A 25388-nucleotide genomic window follows, 5' to 3' on the forward strand; every position below is an offset into this window, starting at 1 on the left:
TATCATGCCGCATACGGGGCAAGCAGAACGCTGACCTGAACTGCACTTGTCATCTAAACTGCACTGGTCAGCTCGACTTGTAAGCTTGGCCCTGACCCGACCGGCCGCGGCGCCCTATGCTGGGCGGCAATGAAGCTTTCGGTACTCGGTTCGACGGGCAGCATCGGCACGCAGACACTGGACGTGGCGCGTGAGCGCGGCTGGACGGTGTGTGCGCTGGCCGCCGGGAAAAACCTTGACCTGCTGGACGCGCAGATTCGTGAGTTCCGGCCTGAACAGGTCAGCGTGGACGGCATGGTCTACGCGCAGGCCCGGGAACGCTGGCCGCAGCTGAAGGTGCTGGCTGACCCGGGTGAGGTGGCGGCCTTCCCCGCCGACGTGGTGGTCAATGCCATGAGCGGTCTTCTGGGGCTGGCCCCCACCCGCGTGGCGCTGGAACACGGTCAGGCGGTGGCACTGGCCACCAAGGAGGCCATGGTGACGGCCGCGCACCTGATCTGGGAGGCGGCTGCGCTTGGGGGCGGGCGGGTGGTGCCCATCGACTCCGAACATACCGGCGTGTACCAATGCCTGACCGGCGAGGACATGGGGGACGTGGCCGAGGTGATCCTGACCGCGTCCGGCGGCCCCTTCCGCAGCGGCCCGGCCGACCTGAGCGGCGTGACGCCCGCGCAGGCGCTGAAGCACCCGTCGTGGAGCATGGGGCCGAAAATCACCATCGACAGCGCGACTCTCTTCAACAAGGGGCTGGAGGTGATGGAGTGCGCCAGCCTGTACGGCCTGCCGATGGGTCAGGTGGGCGTGGTCATTCACCCGCAGAGCGTCCTTCACGCGGCGGTACGCTTCCGGGACGGCAGCCTGAAAGCTCAGTTCGGCCCCACCGACATGCGCCTGCCCATCGCTTACGCGGTCGACGCGGCCCCCAGCGGCATGCAGCGCCCCGGCGACGTGCGCGGCGCTAAACGTGGCCCGCAGGTACAGAACCACCTGGCCTGGCCCATGCGCGGCACCTGGGAACTGCTGGAGCCTGACCTGAAGCGCTTTCCTTGCCTGGCACTGGCCTACCGCGCCGGGGAGACGGGCGGCCTGGCCCCGGTCGCCCTGAACGCCGCCGACGAGGTGGCGGTGGACGCCTTCCTGAATCACCGCATCGGCTTCACCGACATTCCCCGCCTGCTCGAAAGCGTGCTGGACAGCACCCCCGCCGGCACCCTGACCTGGGATAGCCTGCACGACACGGACCGCTGGGCCAGAGCCGCCGCTGGCCAGTGGGTCGACACGAAAGGAAAAGTCACGCTATGAATTTCTTCCAGAGTCTCGCCGCCGTCCTCACGCCCACGGGCCTGCTGTGGACGGTCATCATCCTCGGGATCGCCACCTTCCTGCACGAGCTGGCGCACTATGCGCTGGCCCGCTGGCAGGGCGTGCCGGTGAAGTCCTTCAGCGTGGGTATGGGGCCGGTGCTGCTGAGCCGCCGGTGGAAAGGCACCGAGTGGCGCGTCAGCGCCCTACCGCTGGGCGGGTACGTGGAAATCGACGGCATGGCCCCCGTGCCGGGCGCGGACGGCCAGATGCAGGCTCCCACCAGCGGCTATGCGGGCCTGCCCAGCCTCGGCAAGATCGCCGTGATTCTCGCCGGGCCCGTCATGAACCTGGCGCTGGCGCTGGGCCTGATGACCCTGCTGTTCACCAACCAGGGCCTGCCGGTGCCGGACCGCGTGCGCATAGAGGAGGTCGTGGCGAATTCTACCGCGCAGAACATCGGCCTGAAAAAAGGTGACGTGATCACCGCCATCGACGGGCAGGACATCCCCCAGCTCATCACCGTGAACGGCAAGCAGCTGCCCGGCTGGCAGAGCGTGCCGGAAATCCTGAAGAAAAACGGCCCGCACACCTTCACGCTTCAGAGAAGCGGAGTTCCTGGCCCGGTGCAGGTCGTGTTCGACTGGACGCCCAGCGTGGGCGGCAAGAAGCAACTGCTGGGCATTCGCTACAGCCCCGATGTGCAGAAAGTCGGCGCGGCGCAGGCCTTCGGCGCGTCGGTCAGCAACACGGTCCAGGCCGTTCCGCAAGTTCTCAGCGCCTTCGGCAATCTCTTCAAGCGCTTCCTGACCCTCGACCTGAGCCAGGATCAGGGGGTCAGCGGCCCCATCGGCACCGCCGAGATCGTGAGCCGCGCCGCCGCCCTCGGCCCCTGGGCGCTCGTGGAAATCGCCATCATGCTCAACCTCTCGCTGGCCTTCTTCAACCTGATTCCCATTCCCGGCCTGGACGGCGGGCGCATCCTGCTGACCCTGATCGGGGCCATCAAGGGCAGCCCCCTCAGTTTTGCGCAGGAAAACGCCATCAACTTCGCTGGGTTCGCGTTCGTGATGATGCTGATGCTGTTCGTGATCCTGCGCGACGCCAGCCGGTTTTTCTGAAGAGCCAGAAAAAAGGGGAAGCGTTGGCGTTTGCCGTCGCTTCCCCTCCCCATGCTGGGGCTTACCGTTGAAACATACTGATGTTCAGAAACAGGTAGGTGGCCGGCACGGCGAACAGCAGGCTGTCGATACGGTCCAGAAAGCCGCCGTGGCCAGGGAGGCTGGTGCCGCTATCCTTCGTTCTCAGGGCGCGTTTGATCAGGCTTTCCGAGAGGTCGCCCAGCTGGCTGGCGCTGGCGACCAGCAGGCTGTACAGGAAGGCGTCCAGCGGTGACCAGATGCGGGCCAGCTGGGTCATGATCAGCACCGTGATGAAACTGAAGGCCAGGCCACCGATGGCCCCCTCGACGGTTTTGCCGGGGCTGACTTCTGGCGCCAGTTTGCGTTTCCCGAAGTAATGCCCGGCAAAAAACCCGCCGATGTCCGCCGCGAAGGTCGCCAGCAGCGGCAGCGCGAAGTACAGCAGGCCCGCGTCGGCGTCCGGCGTGTAGCGCAGCATCAGGAAGTACCCCAGCAGCCACGGAATGTAGAGCAGTCCGAAGACGCTGTACACCACACGCTCCAGCGGCCGCTCGCCGGGGCGGATGACCTCCAGCACCAGCACGCTGCCCACCGCGATGGTCAGCACCACCTCGCGCCACGACCCGCCTAGCCACGGCGCCTGTGGCCACTGCGGCAAACTCGCCAGGATAATGGCCGCGGCGAACACCCCCAGACTGATGCGCCGCACATCGATGTCGTTGCTGTCCAGCATGCGGATGTATTCCCACAGGCACATCACCGACACGACCACCAGCGTAGGCAGCAGGGCCGGCCAGCCGATCCACACGATCAGGCTCAGCAGCGTGAACCCCACCACACTGGTCAGCACGCGGGTGCTCAGGGTTTCCATGCGGCCCTCTGCGGCGGATTCGTGAGGCGGCCTGGCAGGGCTTCGCCAGTCCGGGCAGAACATAGAGCGCGGATCGTAGAGCGTGGTTTTTGCCCACGTGCCACGATCCACAGTCCATGATCAGGCGCGGCCGTCACCCTAGGATTTCCTGCTCCTTCTTTTGCAGCACGGCGTCGACCTTGGCAATGAACTCGTCGGTGATCTTCTGCACGTCCGCTTCGCCGCGTTTCACGTCGTCCTCGCCGATGCCCTCGATCTTCTTGACCTCGTCCAGCGCGTGCTTACGCAGGTTGCGCACGGCCACGCGGGCGTCCTCGGCGTAGTTCTTGGCGTTCTTCACCATTTCCTTGCGGCGTTCCTCGGTCAGCATGGGCACGCTGATGAAGATGGTGTCGCCCTTGTTGTTGGGGTTCAGGCCCAGGTCGCTGTCGCGGATGGCCTTCTCGATGGGGTTCAGCGCCCCTCGGTCCCACGGCGTGATCACCAGCGTGCGGGCGTCCGGCGTGGTGATGCTGGCCACCTGATCGATGGGCATGGTGCTGCCGTAGTAGTCCACCACGATCTTTTTCAGGATGCCGGGGTTGGCGCGCCCGGTGCGCAGCACGCCCAGGTTACTTTCCAGGGACTCGATCGCTTTGCCCATCTTCGCGCGGGCATCACTCTGAATGTGTTTCATATCGGCCATGACGGGCCTCCTTAAAAGGGAATCGGGGGCATTCTAGCGTGTGGCGCGCTCAGCCGTAGGAAGTAAGGGGACGGGGACAGTGGAAAAACCGGGCAGGGGTCGGGGCCCTTGCCTTTGCCCCCACTCGCCGCTGCCCACTCCTAGCTCTTGATCAGCGTCCCCACGCGCTCGCCCCGGAACAGGCGTTCCAGGTTGCCTTCCTGGAAGATGTCGAACACCACGATCGGCAGGTTCTTGTCCATGCACAGGGTCAGGGCGGTGGCGTCCATGACTTCCAGGCGCTGCTCCACGACTTGCAGGTGAGTGATGTCCTTGATCAGCCTGGCGTCCGGATTCTTGCGCGGGTCGCTGTCGTACACGCCGTCCACCTTGTTCTTCGCCATCAATACCACGTCGGCCCCGAGTTCCAGGGCGCGCAGGGTGCTGGTGGTGTCAGTGGTGAAAAACGGCGCGCCGTTGCCGCCCCCCAGGATGACCACGCGGCCTTTTTCCAGGTGGCGCATGGCGCGCCGGCGAATGTACGGCTCGGCCACCGCGGCCATCTGAATGGCGGTCATCACGCGGGTGGGTTTCCCGGCGGTTTCCATGGCGTCCTGCAGGGCCATGGCGTTCATGACGGTGCCCAGCATGCCGATGTAGTCCGCTGTGGCCGCGTCCATGCCCTGCCCGTTGCGAGCGCCGCGCCACAGGTTCCCGCCGCCGATCACCACTGCCAGTTCCACGTCCGAACCGTCCAGCGCCCGCACGATACGCCGGGCCAGTTGCGCAGTGGTTTCCGGGTTAATGCCGAACCCGTTCTCGTTCGCCAGGAATTCCCCCGACAGTTTCAGCAGCACTCGTTTGAACATGTTTCACCTCAGGCGGTGTGGTGTGGGTTATGGGCATGATCCATTCCACAACCGACACCCAATAAAAATTCCCGGCAGCGCGGGCCACCGGGTGGGAAAGGGAAATGCAGGCCCGTAAAAAAGGCGGCCTTGACGCCGCCTGTGGTATTACGCGCCGACTTCGAAGCGGACGAACTTCTTGACCTTGGCGTCGCCCAGGTACTTGCTGACGGTCAGGCTGTTGTCCTTCACGAAGGTCTGTTCGGGCAGCACGCGCTCCTGGTAGAACTTGCCGATCTGACCTTCCACGATCTTCTCGACGATCTGCTGCGGTTTGCCTTCGGCCAGGGCCTTGTTGGTCAGGATTTCGCGTTCCTTGTCGATGTCGCCCGTTTCCACTTCGTCACGGGTCAGGAACTGGGGACGCTCGGCAGCCACGTGCAGCGCCACGTCCTTCGCCTTGGCCTCGTCGCCCCCTTCCAGGTCGACCAGCACGCCAATCTTGCCGTTGCTGTGAATGTAGCCGGCCAGCTGGTGGCCTTCCACGTACTCCACGCGGCTGAGCACGATGTTCTCACCGATCTTGCCGGCGGCGGCGGCCACCAGCTCGCCCACCTTCTCGCCCTCGAAGCTGAAGTCCTTGAAGGTCTCCAGATCGCTGGTCTTGGCGCTCAGCGCGGCCTGCGCCAGCTTCTCGACCAGGGCCTGGAAGTCGCTGTTGCGGGCCACGAAGTCCGTCTCGCTGTTCACTTCCACGATGGCGCCGCGGTTGCCGTCCACCGCGAAACGCACGATGCCTTCCTTGGCTTCGCGGTCGCCTTTCTTCACGGCCTTGGCGATGCCGCGTTCACGCAGCAGCGCCACGGCCTTTTCCTCGTTGCCCTCGGCGTCGGCCAGGGCCTTTTTCACGTCCATCATGCCCGCGCCAGTCATTTCGCGCAGTTTCTTGATCGATTCCATCATGTTCGTTTCCTCCAGTGTGGTGAAGTGTTTCCCTGATTGTGTTTCCCTGATTTCCGGCAAGTGGGGCGGCCAACTGCTTCCCGCTGACACGCCCCACCGAGTTACGCGACTTTTCGCTTAGCTGCGGCCCTGCGTGCTGGTCACATCGGCGGTTTCGGCCTGGACACCCTCTTCATCGGCTTCGCCCTGCTCGGCAGCCTGGCTACTGACTTCTTCCTGGCCGCCACGCGCCTCGACCAGCAGATCACCGATGCGGTGCGTGATCAGCTGGATGCTGCGAATGGCGTCGTCGTTGCCCGGCACGATGTAGTCGATGACATCGGGATCGCTGTCGGTGTCGGCCAGGGCAATCACGGGGATGCCCAGCTTGTTGGCTTCCTGCACCGCGATGACTTCCTTGGTGGGGTCGACCACGAAAATAGCGTCGGGCAGGCGGTTCATCTTGCGGATGCCGCCCACGAAGCGCAGGAGGCGCTCGCGCTCGGAGCCCAGCTCGATGCGCTCGGCCTTGGGACGGTCGTTGATGCGGCCGGTCTCGAACAGGTCATCGAGCTCATTCAGGCGATCCACGCGGCCACGAATGGTCTTGAAGTTGGTGAGCATTCCGCCCAGCCAGCGGCTGGTCACGTAGGGCATGCCGGTGCGGCGGGCTTCGAGTTCCACGATCTCCTGCGCCTGCTTCTTGGTGCCGACGAACAGGATGGTGCCGCCACGCTCGGCCAGATCCTTGATGTAGTCGAAGCTGCGGTCCACCTGCTTCAGGGTCTTCTGGAGGTCGATGATGAAAATGCCGTTACGCTCGGCGAAGATGAAGCGCTTGAACTTGGGGTTCCAGCGTTTCGTTTCGTGACCGAAGTGCACTCCGGCTTCCAGCAACTGCTTCATGCTGATGTAGGACATGACTGCTCCTTAGCGTTGATGTGGGAAAAAGTTTGCCTTCCACGCGCCAACCTACACGCCGTCTATCAGCTTTCAGTCGGGCCACCGCACGACGCTTGAGCGTGCGGGGCCGCCTTCACGGGGGCACCCAAACGAAGAGTTTACCAGAAAAATCCTGCCATGCAGGAAGGCGGGAAAGCCTGGCGCTGCCAGTCGGTTCCTGAAGAGTGGCGAAGAGCCGCGCCGTTCAACCGGAAGAGGACTTCAGGCTGTGGCGGCCTCTTTTCCTCGGCGAGTACGCGCGCCGCAGGCCGAGCAGCACCAGCGACGCGACCGGCAACCAGATCAGCTCCGCTCCGCGCCCAGGCGGCTCATCTGGCCAGTGGTAGGCCGCGGCGACACTGCGCAGGATCTCCTGCGTCAGGGCCTCACCGTTCTCGCCGTTGGTCATGACCACGGCGCCCTGTCCGGTGCGGGGATATATGACAGCCACGGCCCGGTAGCCCTGATTGATACCGGTGTGACCGAAGGAAAACGCCTGTCCACGCCCGCGCAACTTCAGGCCCAGGCCATAGGCGTGGCCGGAGTACCAGCGGGCCAGGCCGGGCGTGTGGTCGGTCAGCATTTCACGCATGGTCGCCTGGTTCAGCAGCGCATTGTTCGCCGCGTTGGCCGAGCCGGAGAGGGCCAGCAGCCAGCGGGCCAGATCACTGGGCGTGGACCACAGGCCCGCTGCGGCCAGTTCCGGGTAGGTGTGCCAGCGGCCCGGCAGTGGCTGGCCGGCGGCGCTGTGCGCCTCGGCGGCTCGCTGACGCCAGGCCTCCGGCAGGGGGGACGTGAACGTACTGTGCGTCATGCCCAGCGGTTGCAACAGTCGGCGCTGCATCAGGTTCGGGAAGGGTTCGCCGCCCGTTTCCTGCAAAAGGAGTTGCAGCACCTCGTAGCCACCGCCCGAGTAGGCGTAGGCGCGTCCGGCGGGGTGTTCGACCCTGACGGCCGGGGAGGTCGCCGGCGCCGCGCCCCGCAGAACGTCAAGGAGCGTGGGAACAGGCTGACCTGCCGGATAGCCGAGGTAACCGGGAACGCCAATCCCGGCCGTGTGAGACAGCAGTTGCCGCAGGGTAACGTCAGCGGACAGGTCGGGCGAAGCTGCCGGGACTTTCCAGGAGCGCAGGGTGTCGTTGACGGGCCTGTCGAGCGAAAGTCGGCCATCCTGCACGAAGGTCATGGCGGCGGTGGCGGTCACGGCCTTGCTGATGGACGCCGCCTGAAACAGCGTCTCGGTGCTCACTCGGGCGTCATTGCCGGCGTGCAGGAAACCGTACCCCCTGGCCCACGCGACGCGTCCCCCGTCTATGACGGCCAGGCTGACTCCCGGCACGTGGTAGAAGGCCATTCTGTCCGTCAAGGACAGCTTCGCCTGCTGGCTGGGCTTCCACCATGAGCGCGGGGCGGGCCGCAGACCGCGCTCCACGTCCAACTGCTGCTGGGCCAGCTGCTGGGGTGGCCTGGCCCATGCGCTCAGCAGGAGTGCGGTGCTCAGGGCAGCCAGCAGGACGAAAGACCGGATTGACCAGCGTGGATTCGACATCTTTGCACCACCTTCATTGAAAGGAATAAGGGCGGGCCGCGCACTGCGTTTCTGGCGGCCTGGACGGGTCATCGAGGAAACCGAGGAGCAGCTGTAGGCCGCACTCGCTTTTGCCATTCATGTGCCCACCCTGCTCAAAAATCACGTGGGTCGAGGGAGAGAAGCGGGCTGCGACCGCCTGCGCCGTTTCGGGTGGCGTCACCGAGTCGTAACGGCCCGACAACAGCAGGGTGGGCACCTTGGCCCGGATAGGCGCCTGAGCGTCTGCCGGAGCGCCCAGCCCGAGGTCACGGCACAGCCTGTACATGGCCACGGTGGCTGCTGCCCGGTGTTGAAAAACAGGCAGCAGCCCGGACTGAATTCCCTGCTCGGGAAGCCGGGTATCCTGGCAGCTCACGGCGGCGTACACACCCGGATCGACGGTATTGCCGCCTTCGTTCGCAGCGCTTTTCACGAGAGAGTCGAGTGTTGTGCGGTCTTTCGCTGGCCCGCTGCGCAGCATTTCGTCTATGGCCTGCATGTCTCGCGGTGAATAGCCGGTGTCCCAGAGGGCCGAGAGCAGCACGCTGCCCTTCAGGGGCAAGGGTCGCTGAACCCCGAGCACCTCACCGGGAAAAGTCAGGTTCAGGGCGCCCAGTTCGTTCGCCGCCTGCTGAATTCGGGTGGGGTAGTCACCGTCGGGGCAGTGGCCGGCCGCTGCACAGACCTGTCCGAAGCTGCTCAAGGTCTTCTGGAAGTGCTGCGGCTGCGTGACGAACGGGTTCACGGCGGGGTCGACCACACCGTCGAGCACCAGACTCCGCACAAACTCCGGGTGGCGCTTCACGACTTCCTGAGCGGTGCGCGTGCCGTAGCTCAGGCCGTACAGGTTGACCTGCTGATACCCCAGGGCACGCGCCAGCGAGACGATGTCCTCCGCATTGCTGCGCGTGTTCAGGGTCGCGGGGGCGTTTCCGTTGGCTTTCATGGCGTTCAGGCAGTCCCGCACCTGCCCCTCGAATTCCTGCGGGGCCAACTCGGCGGTCAACAGGCGAATGTGGCACGTGGTCTGCGGCCCCTCGCGGCTTTCCCCGACGCCCCGTTGATCGTAGAAAATGAGGTCGTGCAGCGGCCGCCTGCCGCTTTCCCTGAAAAGCTTTTCCAGGCGGCGCGGCCACCCGCCTGTCCGGCCCCCCGGCCCGCCCGGAATCACGACGGTCGCCACCGCTGACTTTGAACGGCCCGGTAAAACCGCGAAGGCCAGCGGGAGGGTGGCCCCTTGCGGCTGGGCATACTGCTTTGACACCTGGATTTTGCCGCAGGCCCGAACGGCACCCCTCGGCAACCCGAAAGGACAAGGCCTGAACAGCTGTTCCCGCACACACGCAGTCAGGAACAACCCCAGCAGCGCCCCACTGCCAAGAGCAACTTTGAGCGGCATCGACACGCTGGTAGTGTGGTTGGGCAACGACTTGAAAAACCACCCCGAAATTGGAGCTGTGCCTGTCAGTGCATCCTGCAAAGTCATTCCCACCCTATGCCATGAGCGGCTAACCTGAACGGCGTGTCTACCGCTCACGTCGCCACGGCCCCACAGGCCAAACTGCTGCTCGCGGTGGAGTTGCGGCCCCTGCTGAACCTGCTGATGCGTGAACCGCGCACGGTGACCGAGGCGGCCGTTGCCCTCGGCATGAACGTTCAGCGTACCCATTACCTCATGGGGAAACTCCTGAAAGCCGGGGTGGCCGAAGTGGCCGCGGAACGTCGCCGCAGCGGCCCACCCGTGAAGGTGTACCGCGTACCGCCCCACTGGTTCATTCCCTTAGAGTCGACGAGTGCCGAGTCACTGGAAGCCTTCGTGAACGCGCAGGTTCAACCCCGCATAGAGAAGCTGGTGCGCGAAATCCTGCAGGTGTTCAGGCAGCGCCGCAGCGAACAGCAGGGGTTCTGGCTGTCGGACGGCAACCTCAGCCTCGGGGACGTGAATGGGGCCGCGCAAGACCTCTGGGAAGGCCAGGAGCCCGTGGTCTTCACGCTTGGGCAGGTCCGGGTGTCACGCACCAGGGCCACCGAATTCAAACGGCAGTTGATTGCGATGACTCAGGAATTCGAGCAGGCTCCGGACGAGCAGGCGGCGGTCTACCGCTTCGCGGTCATGGTCGTGCGCGATCAGGAAACTGGCTGACGCCGTTGAAGAAGTTGACCGGAGTTCGCGCGGAACGCTCCGGCTAATTAGCTTCCTGCGCCGTGGAACAGCGTAAACTCGCCGGGTGACTGCACCACTCAAATCGTCCGAAGCTGTCGAGAATCAATTACACGTTCCTGCCGCTGCGTCGGACTGGGAAACCTACGCGCCCCGTTACCAGGCGCTGCTGGACGAGGAACTGAACGCCGCAGGGGTTCCGACGTGGCTGGGCCGCTAGAGTGCGCTGGACGCCGAACTCGGCGAGGCGGCCTCCAAGCTCTCCACGCACGCCGACCTGCACACCGATGATGAGGCCATCCAGTCGCGCTTTCAGACGTTCGTGGCGGAAGTGATGCCGCCCTCGGCCCGCATGGGTCAGGCCCTCACGGAAAAACTCCTGGCGGTGCCGGGGTATACGCCCGCGCCTGATTTTGCGCTGGGTTACCGCCGCTTCAGGGAGGCCGCCGCCCTGTTCCGCGAGGCGAACGTGGCCCTGGGCGTCACGCACGAGCAGCAGAAGAACCGCCACAGCGTCATTACCGGGAACCAGAAAGTCAGTCTGGACGGCGAGGAACTGACCATCCCGCAGGCCAAACAGCGCCTGGACAGCCCGAACCGTGCCGTGCGGGAAGTGGCGTGGCGGGCACTGGCCGAAAGCAACCGGGCGGTGGCCCCCGAGCTGGACGCGGTGATGCTCGACCTGATCCAGACGCGCCGCCAGCTGGCCCGCAACGCCGATGAACCGGATTACCGCGCTTACCGCTGGAAGGAACTGCACCGCGTGGATTACACGCCCGCCGACTGCGTGGCCTTTCATGAAGCGGTGCGGGACGAGGTGGTTCCCCTCGCCAGCCGGATCGTGAAGGACATCGCCGGTCAACTTGGTCTGGACAGCGTGCGCCCCTGGGATTACAACCGCAACAACCTCCTGGATCCGCAGGGGCGCGAGAGCCTGAAGCCCTTCACGACCGGACATGAACTGGAGGAACTGGCGCTCAAGGCCTACCAGGGCCTGGACGCCGACCTGGCCGCCCGGTTTACCCACATGCGCGAAAATGGTCTGCTCGACCTGGAGTCCCGCCCTGGCAAGATGACCCACGCTTACTGTCAGTACTTCCCGGTCAAGAACGAACCCTTCGTGTTGATGAACGTGGTCGGCACCGCCGAGGATGTTCGCGTGCTGTTCCACGAAGTTGGGCACGCCTTCCACGGGTTTTACAGCGGCGACCACCAGCCGCTGGTGTGGAACCGCTGGAGTCCCATCGAGTTCGTGGAAATTCCTAGCATGGCCATGGAATTCCTGACCCTCGATCACCTGGGACACGTGTTCAACGAGAGCGAGCTGGCCCGTTACCGCCAGAAGCAACTGGAGGGTGTCGTGGTATTCCTGCCCTGGGCGGCGCAGATGGACGCTTTTCAGCACTGGCTGTACGCCTCCGCGCCCGAACACCTGACCATTGCCGATCTGGACGCGAAATGGCTGGAGCTGGACCAGACCTTCCACCCCTTCTTGAACTGGGATGGGCTGGACGAAAGCATCCGCGCCAAAGGCTGGCAGTACTATCACATTTTCCAGGCGCCTTACTACTACATCGAGTACGCCATGTGTTACCTGGCCGCCGTGGGCATCTGGCGCAACTCGCGCGAGAATCCCGCCCAGGCCCTGACCTGCTACAAGGAGGCCATGCGCCTCGGAAACGCCTCGCCCGTGCCCGATCTATACCGCGCGGCCGGGGTGGACTTCCGTTTCGACCGCGAGCATATCCGGGGCCTCATGACGTTCCTGCAAGGTGAACTGAAGTAAAAGCAGCCTGAGACGACTTTGAAAGAGAGCAGATGATTCATCCTCTCTTTTTTCGATCTGTCTGAACCGTCCGCTTTCCGGCACGTGGCAAAATGAACCGCATATGCAGCAGCGGGACTTCGGCAACACGGGCTTGAAAGTCAGCGTCCTGGGGTTCGGGGCGGGGCAGGTGGGCGCGCAGCACCTGTCGGAAGACCAGGCGGGCACGCTGCTGAACCGCGCCATTGACCGGGGCATCACCCTGGTGGACACGGCGCGCGGGTACGGCCTCAGTGAGGAACGCATCGGGCGGCACCTGTCGTACCGCCGCCACGACTTCATCCTGAGCAGCAAGGGCGGGTACGGCGCACAGGGGGCCGAGGACTGGACGCCGCCGGCCATCCGGCGCGGCATCGAGCAGGCACTCACCCGGATGCGGGTGGACTGGATCGACGTTTTTCACCTGCACTCCTGCCCGCTGGAGGTGCTGCGCCGTGACGACCTGCTGGCGGCCCTGGACGATGCCCGCCAGGCCGGCCTGATTCGCGTGGCCGCATACAGCGGTGAGAACGAGGCGCTGGCCTGGGCGGTGGACTCCGGGCGTTTCGGGAGCATCGAGACCAGCGTCAACCTGGCGGATCAGTGGAGCGCCCACAGGGTGCTGCCGGACGCCCGCGAACGCGGCCTGGGCGTCATCGCCAAGCGGCCCATCCTGAACGCGGCCTGGCAATTCAGGGAACGTCCGGCCGGGCAGTACGCCGAAACGTACTGGGAACGCCTGCAACACCTCGAACTGAACGGGATTCGGGAACAGGCCGGCCTGGACTGGACTTCGCTGGCCCTGCGCTTCACGGCCTTTCACCCGAACGTTCACAGCGCCATCGTGGGGACGGCCAGCATCGACAATCTGGAGAGCAACGTCCGCGTCGTGGAGGAAGGCCCGCTGCCCCTCGATGTCCTGACCCAGATTGAGGCCGCCTGGGAGCGCGAGGGGTCGCGCTGGCCCGGCGAGGTCTGAGCAGGAGTGCGGCCCTGCGCTGAGATCATCACCGGGAACGCCGAGCAAGCGTCTCAGGAGTCTGAAAACGCTGTGTTAAGCGGCAAGAATAAGCAGCCGGGATTGTTTCAGTTTCGTCTTAGAGCGCTGAAGACATTCTCTGACTGCGAGCCTTGGGAAGGATATTTGCCTACTTTCCTATGGTCTTCTAGGCTCTATGCCGTCGGTCAAGATCGGCCTATTCATCCAAGGCAGTCGCGCTGAAGCCCCGGCCTGATAAGCAACCCAATTTGATAGGTAATTTCCCCGGAAGATCATAGGAGGCTTACCCCATGATTGGGACGGTTTTTCCTCCACTGGTTCTCCCTTTACGCTGCTCATCCACTGAGGTGCGGACTCTTGCTCAGGCCACGGCCAGCAAATGGCCCTCACGGGAACGCAGTTCAAAGCCGGTTGCGGGCCTTTTCCCCATCCAGCTGAGGGCGTCCAGCAGGTCGTCGGTTTCGCGCACGACCTCACCATCGATCACGATGCGGTACTCGCGCGCCTGGGCTGGGGGCGTCCAGCGTTCGCCGGCCTCTTCCTTGACGAAAGCTCTTGACATCCCCCCATTCTGCGCCGCAGCCCTTTGTTCAGCGTGAGTCGCACGGACTCTGTATTGAGTCATTGTTCAGGTCGGTCACCTGGCGTTTGGCGGCCAGGGTCAGGGTCGTCTCGCGCTGTTGCCCGCCCCGCAGGTATTTCAGAGAGATGGTCTGCCCGATCCTGTAACGCTGCACCTGCTGAATGAAAGCGTTGGCGTCGGGGGTGCTGACGCCCTGTACGCTGATCACCACGTCGCCCAACCGGGTGAGCTCGCCGCTCTCATCGGCCAGGCAGCCGCGCAGCCCGGCGCGTTCGCCAGGGCTGTTGCGGGCGACGCGCAGTACCACCGCGCCGGGCGGCTCGGTCTGACCGCTGTGCGTCGGGTCGAGCACCAGGCCCACCACCGGCGTATCACGCTTCTCGCCCGCCCGCAGGGCCTGGATCAGGTCATTGCCTTCCACCACGGGCACGGCGTAACTGCTGCGGGTGGTGCCGTTCAGGTTCTGGCGGATGTAACTCACCACGCCGATTGCCTGACCGTTGCCGTCGATGATGGGGCCGCCACTGTCACCTGGTTCCAGCGGCGCCGTCATTTCCAGCGTTCCCTGCGGAAAGTCGGCCCGGCCGGCCGCGACCCCCAGGGCCAGCAGTTGCCCCCGGCGCGGTTGCAGGTAATCGCCGTTGCTGTTGCCGATGGCCAGCACCGTCTCGCCCACGCGCGGCGCGCGGGTGGTCAGCTTCAGAAAGGGAAAAGGCCCTTTGCCGCGCACTTCCAGCAGGGCTACGTCGCGCGCGGCATCGAACGCCTTGACGCGGGCCTGCAAGGAACGGCCCTCCAGCGTGGAGACCTCAAAGAGCTGCCCGTCACTGACCACGTGGTACGCCGTCAGGACATCCCCCGCGTCATTGATGAAAAAGCCGGTGCCGAGGCCTCCTGTGTTGCTGGCCGGGTTCAGCGATTTCACCTGCACGGTGGCCGGGCGCGACTGCTTGAACAGCGCCAGTGTTTCGGGCGGCAGTTCGTTGGGCAGCGCTGGTTTATTAGACTGCGCCGCTGCGGGCGGAGACCCTCCCGGCTGTGCCGTGCTGGGAGGTGAAGCGGGCGCGGTCAAATCAGGCGCAGTCGCTGTGTCGGGCACAGTTACCGTGCTCCCCCGCCAGTCGGGCAGCAGGTAAGCTGCCAGGGCCAGAGTCAACAGCACAGGTAACCACGGAGAAGTCCGACGCACAAATGAAGTCTAGACGCCCGAAGTTAAACGACGCCTGGAAGCCCATTACAGTTCAACGCAAGTCATCAGGACAGGTGAACGTCACAGGGTCAGGGGGAAGTGAGGACTGGGCAGTGGAAGAAGCCACTGCTGCCCGACTTTTTCGAGAACGTCAGAGGAAATTTACTGAAATAAGGCCGCGTACTCGCCGTAGCCTTCGGCTTCCAGTTGATCTCTGGGAACAAAGCGCAACGACGCCGAGTTGATGCAGTAGCGCAGCCCGCCGTGCTCGCGCGGGCCGTCCGGGAACACGTGGCCCAGGTGCGAGTCGGCGCCGCCGGAACGGACTTCGGTGCGGGCATACCCGATCTTGTAATCGGTGTTCTCGGTGAGCTGCACGTCCTTCAGCGGGCGCGTGAAGCTGGGCCAGCCGCACCCGGCGTCGTACTTGTCACGGCTGGAGAACAGCGGTTCGCCGGACACGATGTCCACGTAAAGGCCGTCGTCGGTGGTGTCCCAGTACTCGCCGCTAAAGGCGCGCTCCGTGCCCTCGTGCTGCGTCACCTGGTACTGCATGGGCGTGAGTTTCTCGCGCAGCTCGGCGTCGCTGGGTTTGGCGTAGTCACGTTTCGTCATGCCGGAAGTCTAGGGATGGAGGCCGTGTGCTGCGTGAAGAAACTTCGGTGTGAATCTTGACCTTCGCCGCCAGTGCCCGGTAAAAATTTGCGTGCGTCAGGTAAGACAGGTGATCCGAACGCACGTTCCCCAGAAAAGGAAAGGCCGTATCGTGGGCGCCCTGAATGATGCCCTCGGCCCGGAAACTCAGGAAATCGCTGAAGCTCCACACGTTCCAGAAGTACCCCAGGTGCGGGGAATTCAGCAGGGCCGGGGTGGGCAGCGGCCCGCGCTCCAGAAACTGCCCCAGCTCGCGGAAAAGGCCCACCTGCGACCCGCACGCGCACCAGAAATCCACCCTGACCCCCGGCGCGTCCGGATCGGCCGGCAGGAAACTGGTGAGGGCGTCGTACAGGAGTTGCCCGCCCATGCTGTGCGTCAACACCACCAGCGGTTCCGCCGGGTCACTGTCCAGCCGCGCCGCCTTCAACCCGCCCAGGACGCGGCGCATCACCACGCCCGGTTGTGCAGGCAGCCCGCGCCCGCCCAGGTAACTCAGCACGTCGCCCAGAAACAGCGGCACGAAATCTTCGATGGGCCGCCGCACCGTGGAGAACGTCAGTTTCAGGTTCCTGCGGCGTTCCAGCACCAACCGGCGCGGCAGACGCGGGGCCTCCAGCATCTCCCGCAGGTCCTGACGCGGGAGATCCAGCCGGCTTTCCACCGCCGCCCGCAGAAATGCCAGTTGCCGCTCCGGCGCCAGGGAACGGGCGATGTCCAGCAGGTTGGTGTCCCGCGCCACGCTCCACGCCGCCGCCATCACCTCCGGCCACAGCGAAGTGGGGAAAGCCCGGCAGAAATCTTCCTCCAGCCGCTCCCCAAGCGCCTCCGGCGCCCAGTTCAGTTCGCTGTTGCTGTGGTCTGTACCCGCTGCCTGCCCAGCTGCCGCCTGGCCCGACGCCAGCGAGCGCCCGCCAAGCCCGTACGACGCGCCCAGATCACCCCAGTAGAGTTCACTGATAGGCACGTCCCCGGGGTGTGCCGGGTTCAGAACAGGCGCGACGTGCTCGCGCAGGAACCCGTGAATGTTCTGCCAGTCGACACCCCGCGTGGCGTGCGCCACCTGCTCCCAGCCGGGATCACCCTCGCGCCGCACCGCTACACCGTGAATGAAGACAATGGGCATGTCAGCAGCGTACCGTCTGGACGGCGCCTCTGGACGGTAAAGATGCTGCACCGGCGGTAAAGAAATGCTTTGTAAAAAGGCGGTGGACTTTACACCCCTGATCCCTTAAACTTGAACCGAGTTCAATATTTTGCCCCACGACGTGGGGGATCAACTTCCGCAGCACGCGCTCAGACCGCCTTTTCCCGGCTTTCCGACACGGGTTCGGAAGTTTTCCTTTCCCAAGCACCAGGCGAAAGACCATAATCAGTGGTGCCCAAGCCACCTGTAGGCCACAAGGAGGTCACATGAAGATCAAGAAAGCTGCCGTAATCGGCGCGGGAGTGATGGGAGCCGCCATTGCCGCCCAGCTGGCGAACGCCGGCATCCCCGTGCTGCTGCTCGACATCGTGCTGCCAGATAAACCGAGCGCAGATAAACCAGACCGGAATTTTCTGGCGAAGGCCGGCCTTGAACGCGCCCTGAAGGCCCGCCCCGCCGCGTTCATGGACAAAGATCGCGCGGGGCTCATTGAAGTGGGCAACCTGGAAGACGACCTGAAGAAACTGAAGGACTGCGACTGGGTGCTGGAAGCCATCATCGAGAAGCTGGACGCGAAAAAAGACCTGTGGGAACGCGTCGAGAAGGTCGCCAAGAAAACCGCCATCATCTCCAGCAACAGCAGCGGCATTCCGATGCACCTGCAGGTCGAAGGGCGCAGCGAGGACTTCCAGAAACGCTTCGTGGGCGCCCACTTCTTCAACCCGCCGCGTTACCTGCACCTGCTGGAAATCATTCCGACGCCCAAAACTGACCCGCAGGTGCTGAAGGACATCAGCGAGTTCGCGGAGCACACCCTGGGCAAAGGCGTGGTCATCGCCAATGACGTGCCGGGGTTCGTGGCGAACCGCATCGGCGTGTACGGCATCGTCCGTGCCATGCAGCACATGGACAAGCACGGCCTGACGCCCGCCGAGGTGGATCAACTGACCGGCCCGGCGCTGGGACGCGCTTCGTCGGCCACCTTCCGCACGGCTGACCTTTCGGGGCTGGACATCATCGGGAAAGTCGCCGAAGACCTGGGTAAAGCCACGCCCGAAGACGAGGACTTTACCCTCACCGACCGCTTCCTGGGCATCACGCAAAAGGGCCTGCTGGGCGACAAGACCGGCAGCGGCTTTTACAAGAAGACCAGGGACGAGAAAGGCAAGACCAAGATCCTGAACCTGAACCTCGACACGCTGGAGTACGAGGACGCCGGCAAAGTGAAGGTGGCCGCCGTGGAAGCCGTGAAAGGCAAGCCCATCGCCGAGCGCGTGAAGGCCCTGTACAACGCCGAAGGGAAGGAAGGCGAGTTCCTGCGCGGCAGCATGAACGACGGGTTCTGGTACGCCGCCAAGATGGCCGGCAACGTGTCCAACCGCCTTCAGGACATCGACAACGCCCTGAAATGGGGCTTCGGCTGGGAACAGGGGCCGTTCGAGACCATGGACACCATCGGGGTGCAGCAGGTCATTAACAACCTGGAAGCTGAAGGGCGCTCCCTGCCGCCCCTGCTGGCCAAAATGAAGGAAACGGGCCGCGACAGGTTCTACGACGCCGCTCCTGATGGCACGGGCGAAACGGTGACGCCCGCTGGGGATGCCACGCCGTACCAGGCGCCGTACTTCCTGCTCAGCGACCTGAAAAAAGATGCCAGCAAGGTCGTCAAGAAACGCCCTGGCGCCAGCATTCTCGACCTCGGGGACGGGGTGCTGCTGGTCGAATGGCACGCCAAGATGAACGCCCTGGGCGAAGATCAACTGCGCGCCGTGCAGGACGCCCACAAACTCGTGCAGGACATGGGCTACGCCGGCCTGGTGGTCGGCAACCAGGGCGAGCACTTCAGCGCGGGCGCCAACCTCCCGCTGATCCTTGCCCAGGCGCAGGCCGACGAGTGGGACGAACTGGATGACATGGTGGGGCAGTTCCAGCAGACCACCACCAGCCTGCGCTTCAGCCCCCACCCCACCGTGGCCGCCCCCTTCGGCATGACCCTCGGCGGCGGCTGCGAATTCAGCCTGCACGCCGACCGGGTGGTCGCCAGCGCCGAACTGTACATGGGCCTCGTCGAGGTCGGCGTGGGCCTGATCCCCGGCGGCGGCGGCACCAAGGAAATGCTGCTGCGCTTCACGGATCAGCTGCACCCGGGCCAGCAGATCGGCACGGCCCTGCTGCCCGCCGTACAACGCGCCTTTGAACTTATCGGCACGGCCAAGGTCAGCACCAGCGCCCTCGAAGCCCGCAACCTCGGCCTGCTGCGCGACCACGACCTGATCGTCATGAACAGGAACCACGTCATCGACGAGGCCAAACGCACCGTGCTGGCCCTCGCGCCCGACTACGTGCAGCCCACCCCGCGCCAGGACATTCCCGTGATGGGCGACGCTGCCATCGCCGCCCTGAAAAGCGCCCTGTACGGCATGCACGAAGGCGGTTTCATCACCGACTACGACCTCGTCGTCAGTGAACAGCTCGGCAAGGTGCTCAGCGGCGGCACCGGCAACAACCGCACCGCCAGGGTCAGCGAACAGCACCTGCTGGACCTGGAGCGCGAAGCCTTCCTGACCCTCCTCGGTAAAAAAGGCACGCAGCAGCGCATAGACCACATGCTCAAGACCGGCAAACCTTTGCGGAATTGAGCACAGGCGAAACAGTCGCCAGCTTCCTCACCGACCTCAGCCAGAATTGCCTCAGCGAGAATTGACCCCATGAAAGAACGTCCTTCCATTCTTGAGCGCCTCCATGCCTTGCCCAAGCGAAAAATCGCCAGGTGGGCCGCTGTGGGGTACGTGGCTGTCGTGATTGGGGGGGCGTTCCTGGGGGCGGAAATTGCCCTGCGTTCCAAGACGCGGTGGGTAAAGGGCACGTTCGTTCCGGTGGGGCGGCGGGGAAATTCGGTGTTCCTTCCTGCCTCGCCGGAGACCCTCAGCCGGGGTGTCATCGGGATGGTGCCTATCAGGCCGAACCGGGGCCACGCGCTGCTGGGCGAGGCGAAAGTGGTGGGAACACTGGTTCGGCGCGAGATTCTGCGCGAACGGGGCCGGATTCCGGACGGTTCCGTGGCGTGGGCCTCCACCTTCGTCTACAACGGCACGCCCTCCCAGCTGGGCGTGGAGTTCGAGAACACCAGTGTTCCCACCGACGTGGGGGACATGCCCGCGTGGTTCATTCCGCAGCTGCACGGCGCTGCTGCCGCTGAAGGGAAAGACGCCATTGCCATCGTCATTCACGGTCACGGGGGGCAACGGGCGCAGGCCCTGCGGATGCTGCCGACCCTGATGGAATCCGGCGTGGCCAGCCTGTTCGTGACCTTCCGCAACGCTTACGGCGCGCCGCGCATAGGCAAGGGCTACCTGACCCTGGGCGATCAGGAAGCGGACGACGTGCTGCACGCGCTGGACTGGGCCAAGGAACGCGGGTTCAAGCGCGCTATTCTGTACGGCTTTTCCATGGGCGGCAACATTGCCCTGTGCGCCGCGCAGAGACAGGATCGCTGGCCCATTCCCGTTACAGGCGTCATTCTCGACTGCCCCGCACTGGAATGGCGGGACGTGATGTACAGCCAGGGCGAACGCTACGGCCTGCCCAGGTTCCTCGCCGGCCCCGTCGCCAGGCTGACCGAACTGATCGTGACCCGCCGCAGCGGCCAGAACTTCGACACCGTCGACCAGCTTGCCGCCGCCACCCGCTTTACCCTGCCCATGCTGCTGTTTCACGGCACGCGGGACAGAACCATTCCGATTCGTCAGAGCGACCAGCTGGCCCAGCTTCGCCCGGACCTCGTGGAGTACCACCGCGTGGAAGGAGCCAAGCACATCCGCTGCTGGAACATCAGCCCCAGGAAGTATGACGAAGCCGTCTTGAACTTCATCAGGAAGGTTTTGCCAGAGGTAGGGAAGTGAGCGAATTCATCGTCATTTTCCAGCGCCTTGCGGTCGAGTGGGGAAGGAAAGGTCAGTCTGCACTCTTGACGGCCCGGCGGCGGGAGTTGCCGAAAAGCTACCCGCTGCTGCTTTCGCTGGTGCCTGCGGGCGTGGTGACCGTGGCGCAGAACGTGACCTGGACGGACGAGGACGGCTTTCTACACGCCGCCGAAACCGTGCAGCCCTTCGAGACCTTCACGGGTTTCCAGCCGAGCGAAATGCAGGTGACGGCGGGCAACACGGTGGAAAGTGTGGAACTCGTTCCCACGCCCCTCCTGGGTATTCCGAACGTCGCTCCACGCCTGCGCCTCGGTGTAGGCCAGGTGGCGCGGTTCGAGTGGAACGAGCACCTGGGCACAGATGACACGGGAGAGAGGCGCGTGCGGCACACGATCATCAGTGTGGCCCTCAGCCCGCGCACGGTGAACCGCGACTTATTCGGCAAACTGCCCGACCTGTACTATTCCCACTGCATAGACCTGAATCAACGGCGATTGAAAGCGGGAGGAACGGGATGAAACAGGAAGCTCAAGCCTCAAGAGGGGTGACCCCTCAGCTGTACTGGATTTTAAACCTCTCGCGTTTAGACGTTTTGACGTTTAGACCTTTCTCAAGGAGTAACCAAAATGCGTGATGCTGTTATCGTTTCTGCTGTTCGTACCCCCGTTGGGCGTGGTGTGAAAGGCACCCTCGCCAATACTCGCCCCGATGACCTCGCCGCGCTGGTGCTGAATGAAGCTGTTAAACGCGCTGGCGTGAGCGCCGACGTGGTGGAGGACGTTTACCTGGGGTGCGCCATGCCCGAAGCCGAGCAGGGCCTGAACGTGGCCCGTCTGGCGGCGCTGCGTGCGGGGATGCCGGACAGCGTGGGCGGCGTGACGGTGAACCGCTTCTGCTCCAGTGGCCTCCAGACCATCGCCATGGCGGCGGCGGCCATTCAGACCGGGCAGGCGGACGTGATGCTGGCGGGCGGCGTGGAAAGCATGTCGTTCGTGCCTATGAGCGGCCATAACCCTAGCCCCAACCCGGAACTGGTGGACAGCCGTCCCGGCGCTTACATCGGCATGGGCCTGACGGCAGAAAACGTGGCGGCCAAGTACGGCGTGACCCGCGAGGATCAGGACAAATTTGCGCTCTTAAGCCACCAGAAGGCGGCGGCGGCGCAGGACGCCGGCAAGTTCGACGCGGAAATCGTGCCGGTGCCGGTGCGTGTAGACAAACTGAAGGGCACGAAACTGAAGTCCGAAACGCTGAGCTTCGATAAGGACGAACTCATTCGCCGGGATGCCAACCTGGACGACATGGCGAAGGTGCGCCCGGCCTTCAAGGCGACCGGCAGCGTGAGTGCCGCCAACTCCAGCCCCTTCAGCGACGGCGCAGCGGCCGTGCTGCTGATGAGCGGCGAGAAGGCGCAGGAACTGGGCGTGAAACCCCTGGCGAAATTCCTGGGCTTCGCGGTGGCGGGCGTCGCGCCGGAAATCATGGGCATCGGCCCGGTGGCCGCCGTGCCGAAAGTCCTGAAGCAGACCGGACTGACGCTGGACGACATTGACCTGATCGAGCTGAACGAGGCGTTTGCCGCGCAGTCCCTCGCCGTGGTGCGCGAACTGGGCCTGGACGAAACGAAGCTGAACGTGAACGGCGGCGCGATTGCGCTGGGCCACCCGCTGGGATGCAGCGGCGCGAAGCTGACGACCACCGCCATTTACGAGCTGCAACGTCGGGGCGGTGGCAAGGCGCTGATCACCATGTGCATCGGCGGGGGCATGGGCGCCGCCGGCATTATCGAGGTGTACCCCGCAGAAGCAGCCGACTGAACACTGAAGCAAATAAGGCGGCCTGACGGGGCCGCTTTTTTCATGGGCAATTTTTAAGCCTGCTGGTCGTAGTTTCTCAGCGCCTTTTCCTCGGCCGGAATACGAATGAAGTGGAGCAGCAGCAGGTTCAGGGTGCCGCCGATCAGTGAGGTCTTGTGCGCCTGCACGATCTGCGGCACCACATACAGTTCAGCCATGACCACCCAGTAGTTCGGGTGTCTGATGAACTTGTACGTGCCCTTCTCGACCCGCTTCGCGCCGGGCCAGATCAGGATGCGGGTGTTCCAGTACACGCCCAGGTCATTCATGACCTTGTAGCGCAAAACCTGAAGGGCCAGCGCGGTGGCCAGCGCGGGTTTGTTGATGGGCTGGCTGGACTGCCGGCCTTCCAGCAGCAGCCCGGCCAGCCAGGCCGCGTGCAGCAGCACGATGGCGGGGTAATGGCCCCGGCCGTGTTCGGTGGCTCCTGCCTGCCGGGCCAGCCGCTCGTTTTGCCGGGCGTGCCGCAGTTCCAGCAGGCGCTGCGTGACCAGGGCGCCTACCAGCAGCGGCGTGAAAGCGCGGGCCTTCACAGCTTCACCAGGAGGTGACCGATGTTGAAACCCGGCCCCATGGCGGTCAGCAGGGACAGGCCGTGCTTGCCGTTCTCAATCGCGTCGTGCAGCACGGCCATCACCGACACGCTGGACATGTTGCCTTTGGTGCGCAGCGTCTCCCATGATTCCGGCGCCACCTGGTGCGGCGCGATTACCTCGTTGATGGCGTTCAGGACTTTGACCCCACCCGGATGCGGCAGAAAATGCTGAATATCGTCCCGGGTGACGCCGAAGGTCTGGAAGGCGCGTTCCAGCGAGCCGGGCAAGTGCGCCAGCACCACGTCGGGCACGGCTACGTCGAAGATGACTTGCAGGCCGTCGTCGGTGGTGTTCCACCCCATGATGTTCTCCGTGTCGTGCAGCAGCGTGTTGTGGTGGTGCAAGACACGGGGGCCGGGGCCGTCACGCGAGATGATCGCGGCGCTCGCTCCGTCACTGAACAGCGCAATGGCGACCACGTTGCTTTTCGTGTCGTCGCCGTGCAGGGCGTTCAGGGTGCAGAGTTCCACGTTGACCAGCAACACGTTGCGGTACCCGGCGTTGACCAGTTCGGCGGCGCGGGCCAGGCCCAGCACCCCGCCCGCGCAGCCGTACCCGACCAGCGGCACCTGCGCGGCTTCGGGTTTCAGGTTCAGGTCAAGGGCCACCGCCACCGCCAGCGAGGGCGTCACGAACCCGGACGTGGTGACGACCACCACGGCATCGATCTCATCGGCGCTCAACTTCGCCCGCGTCAGCGCGGCGCGGCTGGCCTGCGTCGCCAGTTCGCGGCTGTGCTGCTTGAACAGCGCCGCTTTCTGCCCGGCGCTCAGGCGTTCGCGGTACGCTTCGGGGGGCAGCACCACGTGCCGCTGGTCGATGCGGGCGTTGAGGTACACGTTACGCAGTGATGGCCGGGCGGCCCAGCGCGGGGCCAGCATGGCCGCGACCTCCAGCGCCATGTCCTGCGTCACGGTGAACTCCGGGAAAGCCAGCGCCATGCCCCTGACGTGGGCCTGCAAAGGAATCAAGACGCTTCCCCAGGCGCGGTCTCTTCAGGCACGGTCTCTTCAGGCACGGTGCAGTTCTCACGGTAGACGTACTGCGACAGGTGCTTGCGGTGCCGGCTCGACCAGTCGATGCTGGGCCGTCTGTCGGAGTCCGGTACGTACCCCAGGCGGTACACCGCCATCAGTTCCAGGTCCGGTGGCACGCGCAGCAGGGTCTTCATTTTCTCCCACTGCTCCGGCAACTCCATGGGCGTACTGATGAACTGAATTCCCAGCCCCAGCGGCCCCACCGCCAGCCAGATGTTCTCCATGGCGGCCCCCATGCCGAACACACTGTAAAACCCCGACAGTTCGCCGGGGCGGTACTCTTCTTTGTCGAGCAGCACCGCCAGCAGAAGGGGACTGCCCGCCACCAGTTTGCGGTTGTCCTCGCCCAATTTGCCCGGCACGCCCAGTTTCTTCATCAGGGCCAGTCCCGTGTCGCTGAAGACGTGCGGCGTGAAGGGGCGCAGCGGGCCGGGCAGGTGATCGAGGTGAAGGCCGTCGCGCCGCGTCTCCATCTCGGCCTCGGTAAAGCGGAAGTACTTCTTGTAGCGGTTGAAAAAAAGGCCCTGCTCGATCAGCGCGCTCATGCTCTGCCCGGAAATTTCAGCGACCTGCTCGATGGTCTGGCGATTCTCGATCAGCACGAAGCGCCACGGCTGAGAATTGAAGTGACTGGGGGCCGCGCCCGCCGCGCTGAGCAGCAGGTGCTGAACGTCGCGCGGCACGGGGTCAGGTTTAAAAGGCCCGTTGGTGGTTCGACGCTGAAAAATGGCGTCCAAGAGGCGAGCTTCGTGGGGTGCGCTGGGCATAGGCCCCATACTAGGCGGCGTTCCCCGGGCGCTGAGCGCGACCGGTCTTGACCTGACGCTTATTCACCCCTTTCGTCGTTTGCGCGGGATTTCTCGGCCAGGGTGGCGTCGTCCATCCAGCCGGTCTTCTTGCGCTGGTGCATCAGGCCGTAAGCCCTGAGCCACTCGTTTTCGGGAATGTCCACCAGAGTTCTCCCGGGATACAGTTCGTGTAGCACGGTGCACATCACGTCGACCTCGTGGTCGCTGTACGCCTCGACCCCCAGTTTCTCGTGAACGGCCGCGCGGTCGATAGGGGTACGAGGAGGGTCATGAGAAGGGGTCGTCATGTCCGGCAGGGTAGCACCGGGCGTGAAGGCTTTGGCCAATACTCCTGGCTGTCTTTTCCGC

The 25388-nt window shown here is 64.4% G+C and carries 23 protein-coding genes and 1 pseudogene; 9 read left to right on the top strand and 15 right to left on the bottom strand.

Annotated features, from left to right (window positions below):
* The first annotated feature begins 129 nt into the window (after nt 1-129).
* Nucleotides 130-1302: a 1-deoxy-D-xylulose-5-phosphate reductoisomerase gene (gene dxr / locus E5Z01_RS13890; protein WP_135229906.1), complete on the top strand. Its 1173-nt coding sequence runs from the start codon at nt 130-132 to the stop codon at nt 1300-1302.
* Entirely contained in the window at nt 1299-2423 is a 1125-nt protein-coding gene (locus E5Z01_RS13895; RefSeq protein WP_135229907.1) for a M50 family metallopeptidase, read from the top strand. The genes dxr and E5Z01_RS13895 overlap by 4 nt, the downstream gene beginning before the upstream one ends.
* Nucleotides 2424-2484: 61 nt before the next feature.
* Here the strand turns inward: E5Z01_RS13895 and E5Z01_RS13900 are convergent, their stop codons facing one another.
* The 7 genes from E5Z01_RS13900 to E5Z01_RS13930 all read right to left on the bottom strand — a co-directional run bounded on the left by E5Z01_RS13900 (nt 2485) and on the right by E5Z01_RS13930 (nt 9680).
* Nucleotides 2485-3315 carry a phosphatidate cytidylyltransferase gene (locus tag E5Z01_RS13900; protein ID WP_135229908.1) on the bottom strand — a complete coding sequence of 277 codons (831 nt, stop codon included), beginning with the start codon at nt 3313-3315 and terminating at the stop codon, nt 2485-2487.
* 133 nt (nt 3316-3448) lie between these two features.
* Nucleotides 3449-4000: a ribosome recycling factor gene (frr, locus tag E5Z01_RS13905; protein WP_135229909.1), complete on the bottom strand. Its 552-nt coding sequence runs from the start codon at nt 3998-4000 to the stop codon at nt 3449-3451.
* A gap of 140 nt (nt 4001-4140) precedes the next feature.
* A complete protein-coding gene (pyrH, locus tag E5Z01_RS13910) occupies nt 4141-4848 on the bottom strand; it encodes a UMP kinase (RefSeq protein ID WP_135229910.1) in 708 nt (235 codons plus the stop codon).
* 147 nt (nt 4849-4995) lie between these two features.
* Nucleotides 4996-5790, bottom strand: coding sequence for a translation elongation factor Ts (tsf, locus tag E5Z01_RS13915; RefSeq protein WP_135229911.1), 795 nt, complete (start codon nt 5788-5790; stop codon nt 4996-4998).
* Between the two features lie 117 nt (nt 5791-5907).
* Nucleotides 5908-6690: a 30S ribosomal protein S2 gene (gene rpsB, locus E5Z01_RS13920; protein WP_135229912.1), complete on the bottom strand. Its 783-nt coding sequence runs from the start codon at nt 6688-6690 to the stop codon at nt 5908-5910.
* Nucleotides 6691-6916: 226 nt separating this feature from the next.
* Nucleotides 6917-8260 carry a serine hydrolase domain-containing protein gene (locus tag E5Z01_RS13925; RefSeq protein ID WP_167757928.1) on the bottom strand — a complete coding sequence of 448 codons (1344 nt, stop codon included), beginning with the start codon at nt 8258-8260 and terminating at the stop codon, nt 6917-6919.
* 13 nt (nt 8261-8273) lie between these two features.
* Complete coding sequence (locus tag E5Z01_RS13930; protein WP_240738443.1) at nt 8274-9680, bottom strand: alpha/beta hydrolase; 1407 nt, start codon at nt 9678-9680, stop codon at nt 8274-8276.
* 123 nt (nt 9681-9803) lie between these two features.
* On the opposite strand from E5Z01_RS13930, the gene E5Z01_RS13935 reads away from it, so the two are divergent.
* From E5Z01_RS13935 to E5Z01_RS13945, 3 genes and pseudogenes are all read left to right on the top strand, one after another.
* A complete protein-coding gene (locus E5Z01_RS13935; protein ID WP_167757930.1) occupies nt 9804-10424 on the top strand; it encodes a helix-turn-helix domain-containing protein in 621 nt (206 codons plus the stop codon).
* Nucleotides 10425-10509: 85 nt separating this feature from the next.
* Nucleotides 10510-12228: pseudogene (locus E5Z01_RS13940) on the top strand (M3 family oligoendopeptidase).
* Nucleotides 12229-12331: 103 nt separating this feature from the next.
* Complete coding sequence (locus E5Z01_RS13945) at nt 12332-13225, top strand: aldo/keto reductase (protein ID WP_135229916.1); 894 nt, start codon at nt 12332-12334, stop codon at nt 13223-13225.
* Nucleotides 13226-13607: 382 nt separating this feature from the next.
* On the opposite strand, the gene E5Z01_RS13950 is transcribed toward E5Z01_RS13945, so the two are convergent.
* The 4 genes from E5Z01_RS13950 to E5Z01_RS19580 all read right to left on the bottom strand — a co-directional run bounded on the left by E5Z01_RS13950 (nt 13608) and on the right by E5Z01_RS19580 (nt 16798).
* Nucleotides 13608-13808 (bottom strand): hypothetical protein, encoded by a 201-nt coding sequence (locus E5Z01_RS13950; protein ID WP_135229917.1) that lies wholly within the window; start codon nt 13806-13808, stop codon nt 13608-13610.
* A 28-nt stretch (nt 13809-13836) separates the two neighbouring features.
* A complete protein-coding gene (locus tag E5Z01_RS13955) occupies nt 13837-15018 on the bottom strand; it encodes a S1C family serine protease (protein ID WP_135229918.1) in 1182 nt (393 codons plus the stop codon).
* A gap of 162 nt (nt 15019-15180) precedes the next feature.
* The gene (gene msrB / locus E5Z01_RS13960) at nt 15181-15633 is read right to left on the bottom strand and encodes a peptide-methionine (R)-S-oxide reductase MsrB (protein WP_135229919.1); all 453 of its coding nucleotides are present in this window, start codon (nt 15631-15633) and stop codon (nt 15181-15183) included.
* Entirely contained in the window at nt 15620-16798 is a 1179-nt protein-coding gene (locus E5Z01_RS19580; RefSeq protein ID WP_167757931.1) for a hypothetical protein, read from the bottom strand. The genes msrB and E5Z01_RS19580 overlap by 14 nt, the downstream gene beginning before the upstream one ends.
* Before the next feature lie 287 nt (nt 16799-17085).
* On the opposite strand from E5Z01_RS19580, the gene E5Z01_RS13970 reads away from it, so the two are divergent.
* From E5Z01_RS13970 to E5Z01_RS13985, 4 genes are all read left to right on the top strand, one after another.
* Nucleotides 17086-19458 (top strand): 3-hydroxyacyl-CoA dehydrogenase/enoyl-CoA hydratase family protein, encoded by a 2373-nt coding sequence (locus E5Z01_RS13970; protein ID WP_135229920.1) that lies wholly within the window; start codon nt 17086-17088, stop codon nt 19456-19458.
* A gap of 69 nt (nt 19459-19527) precedes the next feature.
* Nucleotides 19528-20721, top strand: a complete 1194-nt coding sequence (locus E5Z01_RS13975; RefSeq protein ID WP_135229921.1) for an alpha/beta hydrolase — start codon at nt 19528-19530, stop codon at nt 20719-20721.
* Nucleotides 20718-21260: a hypothetical protein gene (locus E5Z01_RS13980; protein ID WP_135229922.1), complete on the top strand. Its 543-nt coding sequence runs from the start codon at nt 20718-20720 to the stop codon at nt 21258-21260. Before E5Z01_RS13975 ends, E5Z01_RS13980 begins: the two co-directional genes overlap by 4 nt.
* A gap of 108 nt (nt 21261-21368) precedes the next feature.
* Complete coding sequence (locus E5Z01_RS13985) at nt 21369-22559, top strand: thiolase family protein (RefSeq protein WP_135229923.1); 1191 nt, start codon at nt 21369-21371, stop codon at nt 22557-22559.
* 53 nt (nt 22560-22612) lie between these two features.
* Here the strand turns inward: E5Z01_RS13985 and E5Z01_RS13990 are convergent, their stop codons facing one another.
* Genes E5Z01_RS13990 through E5Z01_RS14005 form a run of 4 tightly spaced genes read right to left on the bottom strand, consistent with a single transcriptional unit; the run spans nt 22613 to nt 25327 of the window.
* Complete coding sequence (locus tag E5Z01_RS13990; RefSeq protein WP_135229924.1) at nt 22613-23131, bottom strand: isoprenylcysteine carboxyl methyltransferase family protein; 519 nt, start codon at nt 23129-23131, stop codon at nt 22613-22615.
* Complete coding sequence (locus E5Z01_RS13995; RefSeq protein WP_135229925.1) at nt 23128-24165, bottom strand: type III polyketide synthase; 1038 nt, start codon at nt 24163-24165, stop codon at nt 23128-23130. Before E5Z01_RS13995 ends, E5Z01_RS13990 begins: the two co-directional genes overlap by 4 nt.
* The gene (locus E5Z01_RS14000) at nt 24162-24998 is read right to left on the bottom strand and encodes a nitroreductase family protein (protein WP_135229926.1); all 837 of its coding nucleotides are present in this window, start codon (nt 24996-24998) and stop codon (nt 24162-24164) included. The genes E5Z01_RS13995 and E5Z01_RS14000 overlap by 4 nt, the downstream gene beginning before the upstream one ends.
* Nucleotides 24999-25057: 59 nt before the next feature.
* Nucleotides 25058-25327, bottom strand: coding sequence for a hypothetical protein (locus tag E5Z01_RS14005; RefSeq protein WP_135229927.1), 270 nt, complete (start codon nt 25325-25327; stop codon nt 25058-25060).
* Nucleotides 25328-25388: the final 61 nt, after the last annotated feature.

Source organism: Deinococcus fonticola (assembly GCF_004634215.1).
Taxonomy (GTDB): domain Bacteria; phylum Deinococcota; class Deinococci; order Deinococcales; family Deinococcaceae; genus Deinococcus; species Deinococcus fonticola.